This window comes from Nitrososphaerota archaeon, assembly GCA_011605775.1.
Lineage (GTDB): Archaea > Thermoproteota > Nitrososphaeria > Nitrososphaerales > JAAOZN01 > JAAOZN01.
Genome location: JAAOZN010000029.1, coordinates 1 through 17,942 on the forward strand (window position 1 = coordinate 1; position 17,942 = coordinate 17,942).

Below are 17,942 nucleotides of genomic sequence, written 5' to 3' on the forward strand. Positions count from 1 at the left end.
GGCATAACTGTAAAGGAAGCGCCTGTATCAACCAGCATCTTATCCACTTCAAGCACTTCCTTCCCTCTAAAAACTGCTTTTAAGAAAACGTGGCCCACATTTTTACCCTAAGCTCTCAGGCTCCTAATAAACGCTGTGTCCCGATACGAAGCGGATATATCTCAGGCTTTGGAATAGGTTGCTAATGCGCCTAGCCTTTACCGAAGAGAAGATATTATCCGCTAAAACGGCTTTGGAGGTTATCTTCCCGAACAAAAAGACACAAGCAGCAGCACACCTCTTCATACAGTTCCTAAAAGAGAATAAGGGTAGGGTGAGTAAGGGCCAAGTTAGCAGATTCGCAGATAGACTGCAGAGGGGCGAACTTCTCTACGAGGGTAAGCCTCTAAAGTACAGTAGGAGAAACTTCTACGTAACCATTCTAAGAAACCTAGTAGCCATGGGTTTTATACAGAGGAATGTGCCTACTTGGGATGCTAGTAGAAGAGCTACGCAGTATGTGTATGTGGTCAACATCTTTGACATCCCGAAGAAGCCGCCTTCCGTTGGGTTCTGGAGGCTCGCTTACTACATCTGCAGAAAGTGGAACCTGCTCTTTGAAGACGCTGAGGCTTCAGCGTAATTTGCTCATAGGGGGTCTCCGATGCACTGAACCTCCCCCTTAAACCTTCTTTGAAAGTTCTTGCAGGCGAAGCATTCTAGAAACGGTACGCGCCTATTTAGAACAGGGCAGTCAACGGCTTCCCTCTTCATCTTAGCCAGCATCTTACCGCTAGCAACTCCTTTAAGGCTATCCTGCACCTCCTTAGAGACCTTAACAACGTATAGGCTTATCCAGCTCCACAACCTTAACAACGTATCTGTAGTCTTCTGGCATACCAGAGTAGATGTGTTAGGCGCTTAAAAAGTTGCAGCTTAACAGCCTTGGGGTTGACAAGAAAACCTAATCGCTCTTTAATATCATCTAGGGCGGTAGGTTGCTGGTTAAACCTATATCCCGCCTACACTCACCCTTCTAATAGGAGTTGAATAAGACTAGAGCTCTTACACTCTCATTAGCCGCCATAGCCTCAGTGGTTGTAGTAGAGGGGGCTGCTGGAATATTAACGAATAGTTTAGCTCTGCTTTCCGATGCGCTGCACGCCCTCTTTGATGTTCTAGCCACATTGACACTGCTTGTCGCCACACATCTGTCGCTGAAGCCTCCTGACGAGACGCATACCTATGGTCACGGGAAGATTGAATCCATCGGGGGCTTCTTAGGTGGTCTCCTCCTTTTTGTGTTGGGGGTTGATATAGTCTGGTCAGCTGCAAGGAGGCTTATAGAGGGTGAGCATAACATTAACCCCGAGTTAATAGGTTTCTTAGCGATCTTCTACACGCTGGCCGTAGATGGCTTAAGGATCTTTGTTTTAAACGCTTCTTTGAAAGGCGGGGAGAGTGTAACGGTAAAAGTTGACCTTTTTCACGCTCTATCAGACTTCTCCTCCACTCTCGTCGCGCTAGCTGGTTTTGCATTCGCTTCATTAAACATATTCGTTGGAGACACGTTTGCTGCGCTCATATTATGTGCTCTCTTCTTTTACTTGAGCTTGAAGATGGTGTACCGCACTAGCCTTGATCTAAGTGACGCTGTGCCTAAGAGCGTATTCAATAGGGTGAAAGCAAGCATACAGACTCACCCAAATATCAAACATTTTGATAACCTAAGGATGCGTAAAGTCGGCGACAAGATATTTGTTGATGTTGACATAGCCGTACCTCAAGAACTCAGCGTTAAGGAGGCAGACTTGATCGTAAGCGATCTGCAGAAGAAGATTCAAGATACCATTGGGAAGAGCGAGATTTCGGTTAAACTCAAACCTTCTCCTCAACAACCAACGCTTGTTGACCGTATCCAACACGTTGCTGGTAGGGTGGAGGGGGTTAGAGGTGTGCATAAAGTTGCTTTGACAGATGTTGGTCAGGCTCAGCATCTGACCCTCCACATAGAAGTTGACCCTAATCTATCAACCGATAGGGCGCACGAGATAGCTGAAGAGGTTGAGAGGAGGGTGATGAGAGAGGTTAGCGGAATAGGTTCTGCAACCGTACACATAGAGCCTACTCAAGAACACATCAAAGCATATGTAATCGACAATAGGGATGTGGCTGAGAGTATTAAAGAGATTGTTGAGGCGAATAGATTCGTTAAGAAGGTTAGTGATGTAAAGATATATGGTGACGAGAAGAAGGAGTATGCTGATGTTAGATGTGTCTTGAGAGACAACCTTACGGTCGAAGAGGCGCATGCCGTTGCTACGGAGATCGAGAGGAAGATCGTTGAAAAGTATCAGAGGCTTAACGTTACCCTCCACATAGAAGCTGAAGGCGACTCCAAATAATTTTTTGATACTCTCGCTAAAACCTCTAATCCATGGAAATAACTTTAAATATTCGGCATACATTATAGTTGTGAAGTCGAAGATGGCTAAGAAAAAGAAGAAGGCTGCTAAAAAGACAGAAGAAAAGAAGGCTGAGGAGAAGAAGTAGCCGCACACCCACCATCCATTTTTTTAGCTTAGACCACATACGGGAGTTGGGCATCCACCAGCATACTCTAAACTCGCTCCCACGTACTGATCAAATATCTTCGTGTCTGGTCTCTCAAATCCGCCGAGGTAAAGGACCTGTTCACCTTTACTACCGTATCTGTAGACGGTTATCCCTTTGCAGCCCAGCCTATATGCTAGTAAATACACCCTACGCACATCTTCGGTCGTCGCCTCATAGGGTAGATTAACGGTCTTAGAGACAGCGTTATCAGTATACTTTTGGAAGGCAGCCTGCATCTTAACGTGCCACTCAGGGGGTACATCAAAAGCGGTCTGAAAGACCTCTTTTACGTGCTCTGGCACCTCATCCAAACCTCTTAGCGTCCCTGTCTTTGCTATCTTATGCATCAGCTGCTCGCTGTAGAAGCCCTCTCTCTTAGCCATCTCCTCAAAGTAGTGGTTCACTTCAAGGAGCCTAGTCCCCTCAAGCACATTTCTAACGTAGCTGACAGCGAAGATAGGCTCTATTCCACTTGAGCAGCCCGCTATTATAGAGATCGAGCCTGTCGGGGCTATCGTCGTCACTGTAGCGTTACGCATAGCGGTGTACCCTTTCTTCTCCCAGACGCTCCCGTGGAAGTTCGGAAAGCTTCCCCTCTCTTCTCCAAGCTCCTTAGAGCGTTCTCTACACACCTCGGTTACGAAGCGCATAACATCTGAAGCGATCTGCAGAGCCTTCTCTGAAGCATAGGGTACGCCTAGCTGTATGAGCATCTCGGCGAAGCCCATAACACCAACACCGATCTTCCTATTCGACTTTGTAACTTGCTCAATCTTCTTCAGAGGGAACTTGTTCGCATCTATAACATCGTCGAGGAACTGAACAGCAAGCCTAGCGGTCTCCCTCAACCTATCCCAATCGATCTTACCATCCTTGACCATCTTCGCAAGGTTGATCGAGCCTAGATTACAGGACTCATAGGGTAATAGGGGCTGCTCACCACACGGGTTAGTGGCCTCTATCCTACCCACGTGAGGTGTTGGGTTAGCCTCATTTATCCTATCCATAAACAGTAGACCAGGGTCGCCAGTAGACCAAGCCATAGTGACTATGAAGTCGAAGACGCTCCGCGCAGGCATCTTCTTAACCTCTTGACCAGTCCTAGGGTTGATGAGGCTGTATTCTTCACCAGCTTCAACCCTCTTCATGAAGTCGTCGGTTACAGCGACTGAGATGTTAAAGTTGGTTAACGCGTTTCCACCACTTTTGCAGCCTATGAACTCCATTATGTCTGGGTGTGTGACGTCTAGCACACCCATGTTGGCGCCCCGCCTTCTGCCTCCTTGCTTAATCACCTCTGCTGCCGCATCAAATATTCGCATGAAAGAGACTGGGCCCGAAGCTACACCGTGCGTGGATCTAACTATATCGCCCTTGGGTCTCAGCTTGGAGAATGAGAAGCCAGTTCCTCCACCTGACTGGTGTATGAGCGCCATATACTTTAGGGCATCGAAGATCCCTCTTATCGAGTCCTCCACAGGTAATACAAAGCAGGCTGAAAGCTGACCGATCGGGGTTCCAGCGTTCATTAGTGTGGGCGAGTTAGGGAGGAAGTGTAACGAAGTCATTAGGTTATAGAATGTCTTCTCTGCCTTCTCTACATCCCCTCCGTAGCGCCCCTCAACCTTGGCTACACAGCGTGCTACACGCCTAAACATCTCCGAGGGTGTTTCTATTATTCTACCAGTATCATCTCGCCTCAGATACCTTTTCTGAAGCACGATCGCTGCGTTCACAGACAGCTTAAGGTCGTCTACCACGCCGACAAAGCTCTTTGCAGCTCTTATCTCAGCCCTCTTCTTTCTATATAGTATGTATGCCTTCGCCGTTTCAGCTAACCCTTCCTCTATAAGGGCTTTCTCAACAAGGTCCTGCACCTCCTCCACCGTAGGCACTCTTTTGCCAGCACTTAGCCTCAGCACCGAGATGACCTTATCGGCGATCTTCTCAGCCGTCTTACCGTCTCCTTGCTGCGTTGCTGTAAGAGCTTTTAAGACAGCGTTTACTATCTTTTCGCGCTTAAACTCCTCTACTCTACCATCACGCTTTACGATCTGAGTAGGCCAGGGTTTGCTCTGCACATCTAACTGTTATGTTGTGCTTGCTTATCAACTTAAGGTGCGGGGAGGATGGTTATTACGTCTCCGGCTGCTGCTGAGCCTATAACCTCCAGCCCAGAGGTTACTTGACCGAGCGGTGTCATGCGTTGGTTTAGTTGGCAGTCTTTAAGGAAGATGCAGATGGAGCCGTTTAGAGGGAGGAAGGCGATATCGCCTTTTTTGAATGTTTGGCTCGGCTTCTCCAAGCCCGCTACAAGATTTGTGGTGAAGTATACAAATTCGTCCTTGTACCTTACCGCCCGCCCACTCAGTGGGAGGCTGCGCAAAAGAAGCCCTACTGTTAAGGGGGCTTTGTGCCTATGGAATTCGCCTTCACACAGTCCTTTCCCAGCAACTTCTATCTTTATCGATCTACGTGTAGCAGATATCTGCAAGTGTGACCAGCGCTCTGTAGAAGAAGGTTGCCCGTAAGATTTATCTCTTACCCTAGGCAGTGCTCCTTTAATTCACTAGGTGGCTGATTTGTCTGATGCTGTAGCCGCTAGTAAAGCAAAGGGGAAGAGGGAGAAGGAGGCGAAGCCTAAAAAGGAGAAGGTGCGTATCGGACCTCCGAGGCTTACTCGATTTGAGCGGGCGAGGATTATTGGGGCAAGGGCGCTGCAGCTAGCATTAGGCGCTCCACCCTTCATACCTTTAGACCCAAGTATTAAGGACCCTATGACTCTAGCGCGTAAAGAGCTTGAGGCGAAGGCCCTCCCTATATCCATAAGAAGAGTACTGCCGGATGGCGAGTACCAAGATATACCGATAGCAGACCTCCTCTAGAGGAAAAATACATTTATATAGAGTTTGGTTGGATGTGTTGTGCTGATGCGCTATGTCTAAAGCAAATGCCAAGTCTAAAAACGCATCTGAGAACGCGGCTGCGGAGAGCAAGGCTGCGGAGAAGAAGCCTGTGAGAACCTCGCCTCCTAACCACATCTTCATAGGGAAGAAGCCTGTGATGAGCTACGCTATGTCTGCTCTAATCCAGCTTGCGCAGATGGGTGAAGTCGTGCTCAAAGCTAGGGGAATGGTCATATCTAGAGCGGTAGATGTCGCTGAGATTATAACTAAGAGGCTTGGTAATAACGCCTACGAGGTCAAGAGCATAGTTATAGATACAGAGCAGGTCGGTACAGGCGAGGACGTCAGAAACGTTTCAACAATCGAAATCAAAGTGGGAAGAAAGCAGTAGAGAAACCTTAGCTTAACGGCTATCGCGGTAGGAAGGAGTAGACCCTCTCCAGCACTTCTTTACCTATTAGACTTCCTAAACTTCCTTTCCTACAATCTTTTTCAGTAAATCTACAGGGCTCATCTTTACCCGCTTTACCACCAGTTATAAGGAGTGGCACGGGGTCGGCTGAGTGAGACCTTAAGTTGCAAGGCGTTGAGTGATCAGCGGATATTGCTACTACAACTTGATCTAGGTCGATGTTAAGTAGCAGCTTGCTGAAGAAGTGCTGATCAATATCTTCTATGACCTTCTTCTTACCCCAAGCGTCACCATCGTGCCCGGGTTCATCCGGGCCCTTCAGATGAACATATACACCACCGTATCTTGCGAGCAGCTCAAGAGCCTTCTTCGCTTTAGCTGCGTAATCCCTTAACCCTCCTGCCTCAAAGCTCTGCATACCCGTTATCTTTGCCACACCTCTCTCCACAGGCATATCGGTTAATGCTGCGAAGCGCATCTTGAATCTATCGTAAAGTGGCTTGATTGAGGGAAGCTCGTTTCCAGCATCTCTAAGAAGCACCGCGTTTCCCGGTAGCTGCCCCCGCTTTATGCGCTCTTGATTCACCGGGTGGTCCTTCAACACCTTAAGAGCCTGTCTAGTGAATTCGTTTACTAGCTCAGCAGCGAGTTTAGCAGCCCTTGTATCTTCTAGAGGCTTCGCTTCTTTTATGTAGGGTGAGACCCTCCCTTCTTTGGCTACGCCAAGCCTACCTACACGCTCATATGCTGGATCTGTGTTACTTATCATGCCAGATAGGCGCTCTCCCTCAATTCTTATTACAAGTACAGCCCTATGTCCAACAGAGTGCACAAATCTGAATGTGGCACCGCTCAGCTTGACTTGCTCATTCAATGCTTGAGCCAGAGATTTAGCTTCCTCTTCGCTGAGGTCTCTGCCGACCCTTCTATCAACTATCTTATTCGACTCATCTACTGTTGCGAAGTTCGCTCTAACCGCTAGGTCGCCTGATCTGAAGTCGAGGTCTAAGCCCACCGCTTCAATAACGCCACGCCCCGGGTACTCAGCGTAGACATCGTAGCCCAGCATAGAGAAGACCGCAATATCTGATTCTGGGGCAATACCTTCACCTACAGGGTAGACTAAGCCTTTGACGCCTTGCCTCGCTAGCGCATCAAGATTAGGTGTTAATGCAGCATCAAGAGGGGTTGTGTAGTTAAGTTCTGGGTTAGGGCGATCACCTACACCATCTAGTAGAATGTAGAGTAACCTCTTCAACCACTTACATCGATACAACTGTAGATGTGTAATATAAAAATTGCTTGTCTAATGAGTGCTTAAATTTAGCTGAATATATACATCTTCAGGTATGCGTAGGCGTGTAAGCTGCCTCATAGTCCGCTCATCAGCATCTATATCTATAAGCCGCCTATGAATCCTCATCTCCCATTTGTCGAACGTGTGGCTCCCCTGACCTGAGGGCGCCTTCCTTGTTACAACCCTTAACCTCTTAGTGGGCAGAGGGATGGGACCCTTCATCCTAACCCCAGTCTTCTCTACGATACCCTTTATCTCTCTACAGACCGCCTCAAGGTTCTCTAGGTTTGTGCTCGTGAGCTTGATTCGCGCTGACTGGGGCAAACCCTGGTTCACCTTACGGTTATGCCGCCCACTTTGGCTATTTATAGATTTTACTCGTTCTTCGCCGCCCTCTGCTTAAGTTCCCCAGCCTTCGCTATGAGTTCTTTGAGTGTGTTGGGGTCCTTTACCTCCACAACCCTAGATCTACCAACATCATATATTTCAACCAACCCAGCTGATTCCAGTGCTTTAATGTGCCTATACACGGTAGCGTAATCTATCTTAAGCGCCCTAGAAACCGCCTTTATGTGTAGTGGTCTCCTACTTGATTCTAGAAGAGAAAGAATTCTAAGCCTAGCCACGCTGCTCAGCGCATAAAAGACCTTGGCGACTTCTTGAAGCATTTCTTCGGACATCAGCCATAATATAGTGGCACTATATAATTAATGTTATCCTTTAAGCAATTTAGATAGATGCAGCGACCATATACGTCGAGAGAGGGTGGATGGGAAGATATATTTGGCTGGTGAAGGAAGGCTCCATTTTAGGGGTCGTCGGCTAGTCTGGTCTAGGCTACATGGCTTGGGAGCTCAGCCGAGAGCCCATGTGATCGTGGGTTCAAATCCCACCGACCCCACTTTTTTAACGAATATAAGGCACCTCGAACATCAAGAGCTTCTTGGAAGGGATGTTCTTTAAATCAAGCGCGCTCTTCGTCTGGAGTGATGAGCGAGTCAAGGATAGGTTGAGCTGGTACTATGAGGTTATGCTTGACCGCAAACCAGCCAAGTTCAGAATCTGTAGATCAATAGGGACTGATCTTGACCCTACACAAGCCGGCATCGAAGACCTTCTAAAGGAGCATAGCCGCCTCCAAGGGAAGTTCGCAGAAACCCTGCAGCAAGTCAAGTCTGGGGCAGCAACAGTAGAGCAGAGGGATGAGCCGAAGTTCAGTCTGCTCGACATAAAGATCGAGTTGGCTAAGAGGATGCTGAAGAGGTGCAGCTTCTGCGAGTGGAGGTGCAGAGTCGATAGGACGGTAGAGGGTAGGAGGGGCGCTTGCAAACTCGGGGATAAGTCTCTCATCTCAACCTGGTTCCACCACTACGGTGAGGAGCCTCCTTTAGTCGGCTCAGGAGGCTCTGGCACAATATTCTTCACAGGCTGCACCTTTAGGTGCGTCTTCTGCCAGAACTGGGACATCTCACAAGATTGGAGTAATGGTGTTGTTGTAGATGCTAAGAGGCTCGCTCTGATAATCAAGAGGCTTAGGTTAGATGGAGTGCTTAACATAAACTTTGTGGGTGGTGACCCTACGATGCACCTTCACACCATCTTAGAGAGTATGCGTTACGTGGATGTGAATGTGCCTATGCTCTGGAACAGCAACATGTACTTAACAGAGGAAGCTATGAGTATATTGAAGGATGTGATAGATATCTGGCTACCGGACTTCAAATATGGCAACGATAAATGCGCAGTGAGGCTCTCTAAAGTGCCCAGATATTTTGAAGTAGTTTCAAGAAACCACATAATCGCACATGCAAACGGGGACATCATCATACGCCACCTCGTTCTACCAAACCACATAGAATGCTGCACAAAACCTGTCTTGGAGTGGATCGCAAAAAACTGCCCCAGAGCGCTAGTCAATGTAATGGGTCAGTACCACCCAGACCACCTAGTCCCCTCAAACCCCGAAAAGTATATTGACATTGCAAGGAGGCTTAGGCGAGACGAGCTAGAGAGGGCATATGCTATAGCCGAGAGCCTAGGTCTGGTCTATGAGCCGGTATCATAAGAGTAGGGCGGTCTGCAGAGTCTGCGGCGACGAAGATAAAGTGGTATCATCAACAATAGGTGTCTGTATAGACTGCATACGCTCTAAGCCAGATCAATCTCTACCGATAGTCTCTGAGGCGCATAAAGAAGCTAGAGCCAGACTCGGATTACCGGATAAGCCGAGCAGAAGCAAAAGAGGCATACCCTGCGCCATATGCTCTAACAAATGCACATTAGGGGATGGCGAAGTAGGCTACTGCGGGCTAAGGGTCAACGTAGGCGGTAGGCTCAAAAGCTTAACCTCACCCAAGAGAGGGCTCTTCTACCACTACCTAGATCCACACGTAACCAACTGCTGCTCAGCTTGGTGCTGCCCAGCTGGTACAGGCGCAGGCTACCCCCAGTATGCTGTAAGAGATGGTGCTGAGTTAGGCTACTACAATCTAGCCATATTCTTCTATGGTTGCAACTTCGACTGCCTCTTCTGCCAGAACCATTCACACAAATCTTTTGGTGGGATAAAACCAGAAAGTGCCGAAACCCTAATACGGGCTACACTAAACAACACAAGGATTACCTGCTGGTGCTTCTTCGGCGGCTCACCCGAACCTCAGCTACCATTCGCCCTAGAAGCTTCAAAAAGGGCTCTTGAGGCTGTTGGCAATAGGGTTCTAAGAATCTGCTTCGAGTGGAACGGATGCGGCAACCTGCTTCTCGTAAAAAGGGCTGCTGCGCTAGCCTACAAGAGTGGGGGTAACCTTAAGTTCGACCTTAAGTGTTGGAGTGAGGAGCTTAGCAAAGCGCTCTGCGGCGTATCTAATAGAGCTGCCTTCGATAACCTTAGCTCGGTAGCTGAAGAGTTTAAGCCGCTTAGGGTATCTCCACCACTCATCACAGCCACCACCCTACTTGTGCCCGGTTACGTCGATGAATATGAGGTTGAGCAGATATCTTCTTTCCTCGCTGATATTGATCCGCAGATACCCTATAGTCTGCTGGTCTTCCACCCAGACTACTTGCTAACAGATCTACCTGTGACGAGTGTCGCTCAAGTCGAGAGGTGCTTTCAAGCGGCTAGAAGACACCTAAAGAGGGTCAATGTTGGGAACGTTGAGCTGCTACGATACTATGGTAGCGGGTTTAACAGATTTATTTAGGCTCAGCTTTGCAGCTAACTAGGAGGCGGTTTAGTTGGCTGTGAAGCCAAGGGTCTCCAACACCTTAAAGGAGATACCCTTTGTTCCAACCCCTCACACGGTGGTTGAGAAGATGCTTCAGCTAGCGGCCGTGAAGCCGGATGAGGTAGTGTACGATTTGGGCGCAGGAGATGGTAGGATAGTTTTCACGGCTGTAAACAAGTTTTCAGCAAAGGGTGTTGCGGTCGAGTTAGACCCTTGGAGAAGCAGCCTAATTAGGGAGAAGGTGATTAGACAGGGGCTGAAGGAGCGGATAGAGGTGAGGCAAGAAGACCTCTTCCAGACCACGCTTAGAGGGGCTGATGTGGTCACACTATATCTGCTCCCTGAAGCAAACCGAAGACTCTCAAAGAAGCTTCTACTAGAGCTGCCGAGTGGTGCTAGGGTTGTTGCGCACGACTACCCTATCCCAGACTGGAGACCTATAGAGGTGCTTAACGTGAAGTGTGACGGCAAGATCCACATCCTCTACCTCTACCAACCCAAGTTAATGAAACGTTTTTAATGGGTTTGCTCAAATAGTTAGCGGTTAGAAGAGTTGAGTAGCGGGAAGAGTAGGGCTAGGATTGTCGCTTCTGTTGCGATCTTTGCTGTGCTGTACGCTGTTTTAAGGCTGATCCCGACCTTCCCGATGATAGGTGTTTCAGGCGCCGTCTTCTCACTCTCAGACATGATTGCGCCGATCTACGGGGTCATACTAGGCCCAATAATAGGGCCGCTCAGTGTCATACTTGGGACATTCATAGCCATAGCCCTAGGTAAACCCGTTACCTTCCTCTTTCTAGACTTCTTACCAGCAACACTCAACGCTCTCGTGGTTGGTTTGATTCTGCGTAGAAAGTTTGTTTCTGCGATTGCGCTTAACATACTCGTCTTAGCTGCATTCTTAGCCAACCCGCTTACAGCACTCTTCGTGAATGTAAATCTTCCTAACCAGAGCATACCACTACCCTTCCACTGGCTACACTACCTAGCTTTAGTGGTGCTCGTTTCGCCCCTGAGCAGAAGGGCTGCTGAGTGGGTTAGAGGGGCTTCTACAGCTAACTTGGCTAAGGGGTTGGTGGTGCTGAGCTTAATCGGCACGATGCTACAGCACTCTACAGGCGGCATACTCTTCGAGGTCATCCTAGGTCAGTACCTCGGTGTAGTCAAACCCGAATCGTACCTATTGATCTGGAATACAGTCTTCTACATCTACCCAATCGAGAGAGTCGTCCTCGTAATATTGGCGACCGTCGTCGGCACACCGATAGTCAGAAGCCTAAAGGCATCACGCCTACTCTATGTTGACTGAAAAGCCTATGGGAAAGTTATTTATCTATCTGTGGAGGGCATATCTTAAGGTTAGCCGGGTGTTCTATGTGAAGGCCGTCATCTTGGCTGGTGGCTTCGGCAAGAGGCTTAAACCGATCACAGACACCATCCCAAAGCCTCTGATCGAAATCTGCGGTAAGCCTATTTTAGTTAGGCAGATCGAGTGGCTTCGCAGCCACGGGGTTGAGGATGTGATATTGTGTATAGGGTTTTTGAAGGAGAAGATAATCGAGTATCTGGGCAATGGTAGGAAGTTCGGTGTGCGTGTTGGATATGTTGTGGAGGATGAGCCGCTCGGTACTGGAGGCGCAATTTTGAATGCTGAGCACCTTCTTAGAGGTGATAAGCATTTCCTCGTGTTGAATGGGGATATACTTACAGACCTTGATCCGAGGCCTCTTATGAACGATGTGGAGGGATATGTGGGTACGTTGGCGCTCGTACCCCTACGCTCACCTTACGGCATAATCAACATAGACGAGAGAGAGGTGGTAACGAGTTTCGTCGAAAAACCGATCTTACACACCTATTGGATAAACGCGGGTGTATACTGCCTAAGTGCTGAAGTCTTCCCCTATTTGAAGGAGAAGAGTAACATCGAAACCACAACCTTCCCGGAGTTGGCGGCTAAGGGTCTTCTTAAAGCTGTTCGCTACAAGGACTGCTTCTGGCGCTCCATAGATGTCCACAAGGATATCGAGGAGGTGGAGCGTGAGCTATCTGGTAAGCAGTGCTGATCTGCTCTAATTATTTTACGCCCCTCTGTCTATATTCTTCGATTAACCCTCTTATTGGATCAGTTAGGCAGCATATCTGATAGATTGAGTGGGGACATCGAAGTAAGGGTGCTAGAGAAGCTCACCGCTATAATAGAGGATGTGAAGAGTGGCTTAGACCCAGATCTGCTCGCTTCTTGGTACGACTTTATAGTGGAGCGTGCCAAGGAGATCTGCCCAGATGAGTTGAGAGACACGATCTCTGTCGAGCGTGACCCTATCCTCACAATGAAGTTCCACATAAAAGCGTCAAGAAGAGCAGTACCATATCTGCTCGATGTGATCGAGGAGCATCTACCGCAAATGCCCTTCGCAACTAGGCTCTACTTCCAGAAGGTTGAAGAGATACTGGAGCAAGAAGCTGCTAGATTCGATGGAAGAAAGGGAGAGGAACCTCGCAATTAGTGTAGCGAGAAAGAAGAAAGATACGGAAAAACTCTTTCGTTTACCTCTTTCTTTTTCTTCTAGGTGGAAAGGTCGCTATTGCGTCTATCTCGACCAGCATGTTTGGCTTCGAGAGTGAGACAACTTGAACACAGGTGCTTGCCGGCCTTTCTTCTAGCAGAGAGGGGGCGTACTTCTCATAGTAGCGTGTTTCTGTTTCCCGGACAGCTTCATAGTCTGCCATATCCTTAAGGTAGATGACGGTCTTCACTATGTAATCCATACTCGAACCAGCTTCCTCAAGCGCCAGTCTGATCTTCTCCAAAGCAACCCAAGTCTGCTCCCTCACATCAAGCGAAGAAACCTCCCCAGTTTCAAGAGTTCTGCCACTTGAACCGGAGAGGAAGATCAGATCACCGACGACGACAGACCTAGCGAACCTTTGTTTCACGCCACCATAATAAAGAGGGTAAGTCTTCTTCATACCTAGAGGTGCTAACCAACAGACCATTAAGCTTTACGAGGAAGCGCCTTGATGCAGAATGAATCGTTGAGGTATTCAAACTAGGAGCTAACAGTTCATTAGGCTCCTCAAAATATTTTGCATCACCAAGCCCCTTAATCAGTGAGTTTCGTCTGTGAGCACAAGCTCGTCTAATTAGGTCTACGCTACGTTGCTAGATCCTCAAAACTCCCTATCTGACCCCCCAACCAACAAACCTAGGAGTGCCTCCTATAGATTGAAGAACGCTCCTTCCACTCCTCATCTTCTACATAAGCCAAAAGCTCGCCTAGCTGTTTCAGAGTCAGATCCTATCTTTCTGGCGACTAACTCTAATGCCTAGACTGGCAGCGTCGTTCCAATGTAGATTCCAAGCGCTAGCAGGGCGCCGAACTGTAATGTCAGCTTTGCGGTCATAGGATCTGCAGTATCTGGCAAAGCCCGCCTGAAGGTTCTGGCTAGACGCACAGCAGCGGGAAGCGTCAGGAATGTGAGAAGAGAAAGGGCTGTTAAGATCCCTGTTATTACCAGAGCGACCACTATCAGGTATGTGGAGTAGACGAGGAGTTGAAACACCTTCAAGCTTCTATCCTTACCCAGAAGGATCGGTAGAGTTTTGATGCCCTCTCCCCTATCATACTCTATATCACGTGTATTGTTGGCTAAGAGGACGAGGGCAACCCAGATTCCGTGGGGCAGGGAGACCAGCATAGGGGTTATCTCGATCCTCGCCGTGAGCACGTAGTAGGCCCCAGTCACCATAATAGGACCCCAGACCAAGAAAACGCTGAACTCCCCCAATGCCCTATACTTGAGGTGAATGGGGTCGGCGGTGTAGAAGACGCTGAAGAAGAGGCCTGGTATCGCGAAGAGCAGCACCAAAGCTCCCCGGATAATCCACGCGTAGATAATCGCCACGACAACCAGCAGGTATAGGGCTGCCACCGCACATAGAAAGCTTCGAGACGGGATCTGCTTCGCCAAGAAGGGGTGCGGCCTATACTTCGCTGTAGGCGCGTCTGGCCGATCGACCCTACGCTTCACGTCGAAGTAATCGTTGAGCATATTGGCCGCTGCATGGAAGAGCACTAGCCCGATCAAGACAAGGGTCGTTAGCTGCGGCTCCACGACACCCACACTGGCGGCTAGGCTAGAAGCTATCGCGACCCCAACTATAGTCATCGTGAACGACCATGGGCGTGTCGCCAAGAACCACGCTGCTAGATCCATAACCTCCCAACCCCTAGCCAAGTAGCGGGAAGAACACAAAGACCATCTCAGTCCAGATTATGTGGGAGGCTATCGCCGACTGAAGAGACTTAGTCTTGATGTACAGAGCCCCCCAGATTAGACCGGCGAGAAGCGCGATTAGGATCAGCGGGGGATTCAGCGTCCAAACATGCACGAACGCATATAGCCCAGCTGTAGAGAATAAAGCTTTCGCCGCTCCAAAACGCAGGTTAAATTCGCTCTGCACAAAACCCCTCCAGTAAACCTCCTCACCCAAACTGGTAAACAGGAGAATTAGGGCGATCGTTGATGAAGGCATCTGGCTGCGCAGTGAATAGACCTGTATTGCTCCACCCTCTACAAGAGGTCGAAACAGAAGAAAACCAGCGTATAGCAATAGATAGAAGACCACACCCACCAAAGCCCCGACAAATAGCAGCAGCGGTCTAAAACTCCACCCATCGGTGAGAAAACCCCTTCTCTCCTTCAGAGAGGCTGCAAGAAGCGCCGCCACCGATAGCGCTAGCCTCACCCAGAAGGACCCAACCTCCAGCCTGAAGGTCAACAGCCATAGCAGATAGGCTATGGCAATGTAGGCGGCGAGCCTATAGCTCTTCACCACACCGGAGCCAATTACCCCCATCATCCCACTCATCACCTTACTCATCCGTAATCGCTGAAGCAAAGGTCCTGAGGCAGAAATTTGGGTCTCCAACTGGTGACAGAACCAACAGGTCCAACCCAGTTCCGCTGTACTCTTCAAGCCTTCGAAGGGCGTTTTCAGGCGTGCCCGACGCTGTAAGAACCTGCACCATTTCATCGCTCACCAGCTCAGCGGCCCTTCCGAGGTCCCTCCTGCGCCAAGCATCCCTGATCTCTGGAAGAGGGGTTGTGTCAACGCCGTAGTCCACGAGGCTACTCTCACCCACAACCTCAGAGAGCTGGTAGATGAAGAATGGGTCCCTCTTAATCGCGTAATACGCCTCACAGTCATTGGAAGCCACACAGCACAGTAGGTAGCCGACCTTCTTCACCCTCCTCCCGTGTTTCTCTTCACCCATTCTGACCCACGAAACCATGGCTTCGATCTGCTCAGGCGTCAAGACACCTGGACTGGTAATCACACCGTCAGCAACCTTGGGCGCATACGACAAAGTCTTCCTGCCCAATGATGCGATGTAGATGGGGATATGACTTGACGGCCTAACAGCGGACCTAAAGCCCTTAACCCTGTAAAAGGTGCCCTCCACCACAGCAGGCTCACCGCTGGTCAACGCCCGAATCACATTCACAGCTTCAACCATCCTCCTCAGGGGCTTAGTCACACCAACTGGTTGAACATCCACCCCAATTAGGGGCAGCCAAGGGAAACCCCCTAGGCCTAGGCCGAGAATGAACCTACCCCCGCCCTCATTCTGCAGCGTCAACGCTGAAACCGCTGTCATCACAGGGTGCCTTGTCACGACACTCACCACCCCAGCGCACACCCTAATCCTAGAGGTTGCCTTCATGACAGCATACGCCGCTATAAGCGCATCACCGTACATCGGGTTCTCGTGCATGAAGAAAGAGTCAAAACCGAGTTGTTCAGTAAGCTGCGCGACCCGAATGGTATTGGCTAGTGGTTGCGCACCAACAGGTATGCTCAGCCCGACCGCCAGCTTCAAGGCATATGATGGTCATGGTTTAGCCGATTTAAGCATTGCCACCTCGCGAATGGGTGATGCAGAATAAATCGTTGAAGTATTTAAACTAGGAGCTAACAGTTTATTAGGCTCCACAAAATATTCTGCATCACCTCGCGAATGTCAAGACGAAGCCCCAATTTTTGTTCGGCTCAGCTTGGTCTTTAGGCTGAAATCAGATTTTGCAATTAGATCTGTAGTTAATTTGCTCTACGGAACTAGATCGTGTAAATAATTAAAAGACCACGTGATCCTGCAACAAAGCAGCACAAAAGATTATTTTATATACCACCGCTTGACAAACAAAGGATCGTGACAGTAGCAGAATTCTTTACCTACATCGGTGATGCTGTACTTCTACTCTTCCTACTCACCCTAGTCATCTTCTTCGTATACGAGTTTGAGGTAAAGAGAGGAGAGTAGCCAACTTAGCCCATGGGGAACAGATTCGAAGAACTTGAAAAAACTGCGTTCCAGAGGCTTGCTGAACTAGGCTTCACCACACCCACCCACATACAAGCTAAAGCAATCCCAGTAATTCTGAGGAGGAGAAACTGCTTGCTCGTCGCTCCAACCGGCTCCGGAAAGACGGAGGCTGCGCTCGTACCGATATTTACGCTACTCTCACAAGAGAAGAGCGCTGGAGTTAGGTTACTCTACATAACCCCGCTAAGAGCGCTGAACCGCGATATATTCAAGAGGCTCGTAAGGTACGCTGAACACTTCGGGCTAACCGCTGCGGTTAGACACGGAGATACACCCACATCGGCAAGGGCGAGGATGGGCCAGAGACCACCGGACGTGCTCATAACCACACCAGAAACATTAGCGATTTTATTGGTCACAAAGAAGATGAAGAAGGCTTTGGCTGGGCTGGAGTGGGTTGTGGTGGATGAGCTGCATGAGCTTCTGGGGAGTGAGCGTGGTGCTCATCTGAGTTTGAGTTTAGAGCGGTTGATCAGCTACACTTCATCGAGCGTTGTGCGTGTAGGCCTATCAGCTACTGTCGGCAACTTGGATGAAGCAGCCTCCTTCCTCGTGGGCGCTGGGCGTAAGTGTGCGGTACTTGTGGATAAGGTTGAGAGGGGGTATGCTGTTAGATGCGAGTATGTGGAGGGCGGTCTACTACCTTTAGCGAGAAGAGTTGCAGAGTTGACTAAGGAGGTGATGAGCAGAGGCGGTAATGTTCTGGTCTTCACAAACACCAGAGACGAAGCCGAATACCTTGTCTCAGCCCTAAGAGCAGAAGCTCCTGAGCTAGAACCATATGTGCACCACGGCTCTTTATCGAAGGAGAGCAGAGAGGAAGCCGAGCTGAAGCTCAAGAGCGGCGAAGCAGGGATAGTAGTAGCTACATCATCTCTGGAGCTTGGGTTGGATATAGGTTCTGTGAACCTAGTGATCCAAGTGGGCTCACCTAGGCAAGCTACTAAGCTCATACAGAGGGTTGGTAGGAGTAGGCATAGGGTTGGTGAAGCCGCTCAAGGCGTGATCTTGACCGATAGGTTAGATGATGAGGCTGAGAGCCTAGCCCTTCTGGAGCGTGTGAAGAAACACTCGCTAGAGGAGAGCAGAATCCACCATAAAGCACTCGATGTA

22 protein-coding genes and 1 tRNA gene are annotated in these 17,942 nt (G+C 49.2%); 13 read left to right on the top strand and 10 right to left on the bottom strand.

Going from position 1 to position 17,942, the window contains the following annotated elements; translation table 11 throughout:
• Window positions 1-184: 184 nt before the first annotated feature.
• Window positions 185-622 (top strand): hypothetical protein, encoded by a 438-nt coding sequence (locus tag HA494_02450; protein ID NHV96637.1) that lies wholly within the window; start codon window positions 185-187, stop codon window positions 620-622.
• A gap of 5 nt (window positions 623-627) precedes the next feature.
• Here the strand turns inward: HA494_02450 and HA494_02455 are convergent, their stop codons facing one another.
• Window positions 628-855, bottom strand: a complete 228-nt coding sequence (locus tag HA494_02455; GenBank protein NHV96638.1) for a hypothetical protein — start codon at window positions 853-855, stop codon at window positions 628-630.
• Between the two features lie 170 nt (window positions 856-1,025).
• On the opposite strand from HA494_02455, the gene HA494_02460 reads away from it, so the two are divergent.
• Window positions 1,026-2,384: a cation-efflux pump gene (locus HA494_02460; GenBank protein NHV96639.1), complete on the top strand. Its 1,359-nt coding sequence runs from the start codon at window positions 1,026-1,028 to the stop codon at window positions 2,382-2,384.
• Window positions 2,385-2,388: 4 nt separating this feature from the next.
• A complete protein-coding gene (locus tag HA494_02465; GenBank protein ID NHV96640.1) occupies window positions 2,389-2,532 on the top strand; it encodes a hypothetical protein in 144 nt (47 codons plus the stop codon).
• A gap of 23 nt (window positions 2,533-2,555) precedes the next feature.
• Here the strand turns inward: HA494_02465 and HA494_02470 are convergent, their stop codons facing one another.
• Window positions 2,556-4,649 carry a vitamin B12-dependent ribonucleotide reductase gene (locus HA494_02470; GenBank protein ID NHV96641.1) on the bottom strand — a complete coding sequence of 698 codons (2,094 nt, stop codon included), beginning with the start codon at window positions 4,647-4,649 and terminating at the stop codon, window positions 2,556-2,558.
• Window positions 4,650-4,708: 59 nt separating this feature from the next.
• Entirely contained in the window at window positions 4,709-5,089 is a 381-nt protein-coding gene (locus tag HA494_02475) for a hypothetical protein (protein NHV96642.1), read from the bottom strand.
• A gap of 79 nt (window positions 5,090-5,168) precedes the next feature.
• On the opposite strand from HA494_02475, the gene HA494_02480 reads away from it, so the two are divergent.
• A complete protein-coding gene (locus tag HA494_02480) occupies window positions 5,169-5,480 on the top strand; it encodes a DNA-directed RNA polymerase subunit K (protein ID NHV96643.1) in 312 nt (103 codons plus the stop codon).
• A 52-nt stretch (window positions 5,481-5,532) separates the two neighbouring features.
• On the top strand, window positions 5,533-5,892 hold the full coding sequence (locus HA494_02485; GenBank protein ID NHV96644.1) for a DNA-binding protein Alba: 360 nt from the start codon (window positions 5,533-5,535) through the stop codon (window positions 5,890-5,892).
• Window positions 5,893-5,911: 19 nt separating this feature from the next.
• On the opposite strand, the gene apgM is transcribed toward HA494_02485, so the two are convergent.
• The 3 genes from apgM to HA494_02500 all read right to left on the bottom strand — a co-directional run bounded on the left by apgM (window position 5,912) and on the right by HA494_02500 (window position 7,890).
• Window positions 5,912-7,153: a 2,3-bisphosphoglycerate-independent phosphoglycerate mutase gene (apgM, locus tag HA494_02490; protein NHV96645.1), complete on the bottom strand. Its 1,242-nt coding sequence runs from the start codon at window positions 7,151-7,153 to the stop codon at window positions 5,912-5,914.
• A gap of 66 nt (window positions 7,154-7,219) precedes the next feature.
• A complete protein-coding gene (locus tag HA494_02495) occupies window positions 7,220-7,534 on the bottom strand; it encodes a 30S ribosomal protein S10 (GenBank protein NHV96646.1) in 315 nt (104 codons plus the stop codon).
• Between the two features lie 50 nt (window positions 7,535-7,584).
• Complete coding sequence (locus HA494_02500) at window positions 7,585-7,890, bottom strand: winged helix-turn-helix transcriptional regulator (GenBank protein NHV96647.1); 306 nt, start codon at window positions 7,888-7,890, stop codon at window positions 7,585-7,587.
• 131 nt (window positions 7,891-8,021) lie between these two features.
• On the opposite strand from HA494_02500, the gene HA494_02505 reads away from it, so the two are divergent.
• The 7 genes from HA494_02505 to HA494_02535 all read left to right on the top strand — a co-directional run bounded on the left by HA494_02505 (window position 8,022) and on the right by HA494_02535 (window position 12,947).
• Window positions 8,022-8,111 (top strand) — tRNA-Pro (locus HA494_02505).
• A 51-nt stretch (window positions 8,112-8,162) separates the two neighbouring features.
• On the top strand, window positions 8,163-9,275 hold the full coding sequence (locus tag HA494_02510) for a radical SAM protein (protein ID NHV96648.1): 1,113 nt from the start codon (window positions 8,163-8,165) through the stop codon (window positions 9,273-9,275).
• Entirely contained in the window at window positions 9,259-10,413 is a 1,155-nt protein-coding gene (locus tag HA494_02515) for a radical SAM protein (protein NHV96649.1), read from the top strand. The genes HA494_02510 and HA494_02515 overlap by 17 nt, the downstream gene beginning before the upstream one ends.
• A gap of 34 nt (window positions 10,414-10,447) precedes the next feature.
• On the top strand, window positions 10,448-10,957 hold the full coding sequence (locus HA494_02520) for an SAM-dependent methyltransferase (GenBank protein ID NHV96650.1): 510 nt from the start codon (window positions 10,448-10,450) through the stop codon (window positions 10,955-10,957).
• 33 nt (window positions 10,958-10,990) lie between these two features.
• Window positions 10,991-11,746, top strand: coding sequence for a hypothetical protein (locus tag HA494_02525; GenBank protein ID NHV96651.1), 756 nt, complete (start codon window positions 10,991-10,993; stop codon window positions 11,744-11,746).
• Between the two features lie 67 nt (window positions 11,747-11,813).
• A complete protein-coding gene (locus HA494_02530; protein ID NHV96652.1) occupies window positions 11,814-12,503 on the top strand; it encodes a nucleotidyltransferase family protein in 690 nt (229 codons plus the stop codon).
• 54 nt (window positions 12,504-12,557) lie between these two features.
• Window positions 12,558-12,947, top strand: a complete 390-nt coding sequence (locus tag HA494_02535) for a hypothetical protein (GenBank protein ID NHV96653.1) — start codon at window positions 12,558-12,560, stop codon at window positions 12,945-12,947.
• A gap of 40 nt (window positions 12,948-12,987) precedes the next feature.
• On the opposite strand, the gene HA494_02540 is transcribed toward HA494_02535, so the two are convergent.
• From HA494_02540 to HA494_02555, 4 genes are all read right to left on the bottom strand, one after another.
• Window positions 12,988-13,410, bottom strand: a complete 423-nt coding sequence (locus HA494_02540; protein NHV96654.1) for a RidA family protein — start codon at window positions 13,408-13,410, stop codon at window positions 12,988-12,990.
• A gap of 357 nt (window positions 13,411-13,767) precedes the next feature.
• On the bottom strand, window positions 13,768-14,658 hold the full coding sequence (locus HA494_02545) for a prenyltransferase (GenBank protein ID NHV96655.1): 891 nt from the start codon (window positions 14,656-14,658) through the stop codon (window positions 13,768-13,770).
• Between the two features lie 13 nt (window positions 14,659-14,671).
• Entirely contained in the window at window positions 14,672-15,313 is a 642-nt protein-coding gene (locus HA494_02550) for a CPBP family intramembrane metalloprotease (GenBank protein NHV96656.1), read from the bottom strand.
• Window positions 15,314-15,317: 4 nt separating this feature from the next.
• Window positions 15,318-16,325, bottom strand: coding sequence for an LLM class flavin-dependent oxidoreductase (locus tag HA494_02555; GenBank protein NHV96657.1), 1,008 nt, complete (start codon window positions 16,323-16,325; stop codon window positions 15,318-15,320).
• Window positions 16,326-16,778: 453 nt separating this feature from the next.
• Between HA494_02555 and HA494_02560 the strand changes: the two genes are divergently transcribed.
• A partial coding sequence (locus tag HA494_02560) for a DEAD/DEAH box helicase (protein NHV96658.1) occupies window positions 16,779-17,942 on the top strand: 1,164 nt, incomplete at its 3' end.

What these genes read in the sequence shown, in the direction of transcription:
- HA494_02450 (NHV96637.1), top strand. Translation starts at nt 185, where the DNA reads ATGCGCCTAGCCTTTACCGAAGAGAAGATATTATCCGCTAAAACGGCT.
- HA494_02485 (NHV96644.1), top strand. Translation starts at nt 5,533, where the DNA reads ATGTCTAAAGCAAATGCCAAGTCTAAAAACGCATCTGAGAACGCGGCT.
- HA494_02500 (NHV96647.1), bottom strand. Translation starts at nt 7,890, where the DNA reads ATGTCCGAAGAAATGCTTCAAGAAGTCGCCAAGGTCTTTTATGCGCTG.
- HA494_02510 (NHV96648.1), top strand. Translation starts at nt 8,163, where the DNA reads ATGTTCTTTAAATCAAGCGCGCTCTTCGTCTGGAGTGATGAGCGAGTC.
- HA494_02515 (NHV96649.1), top strand. Translation starts at nt 9,259, where the DNA reads ATGAGCCGGTATCATAAGAGTAGGGCGGTCTGCAGAGTCTGCGGCGAC.
- HA494_02540 (NHV96654.1), bottom strand. Translation starts at nt 13,410, where the DNA reads ATGAAGAAGACTTACCCTCTTTATTATGGTGGCGTGAAACAAAGGTTC.
- HA494_02545 (NHV96655.1), bottom strand. Translation starts at nt 14,658, where the DNA reads ATGGATCTAGCAGCGTGGTTCTTGGCGACACGCCCATGGTCGTTCACG.
- HA494_02550 (NHV96656.1), bottom strand. Translation starts at nt 15,313, where the DNA reads ATGAGTGGGATGATGGGGGTAATTGGCTCCGGTGTGGTGAAGAGCTAT.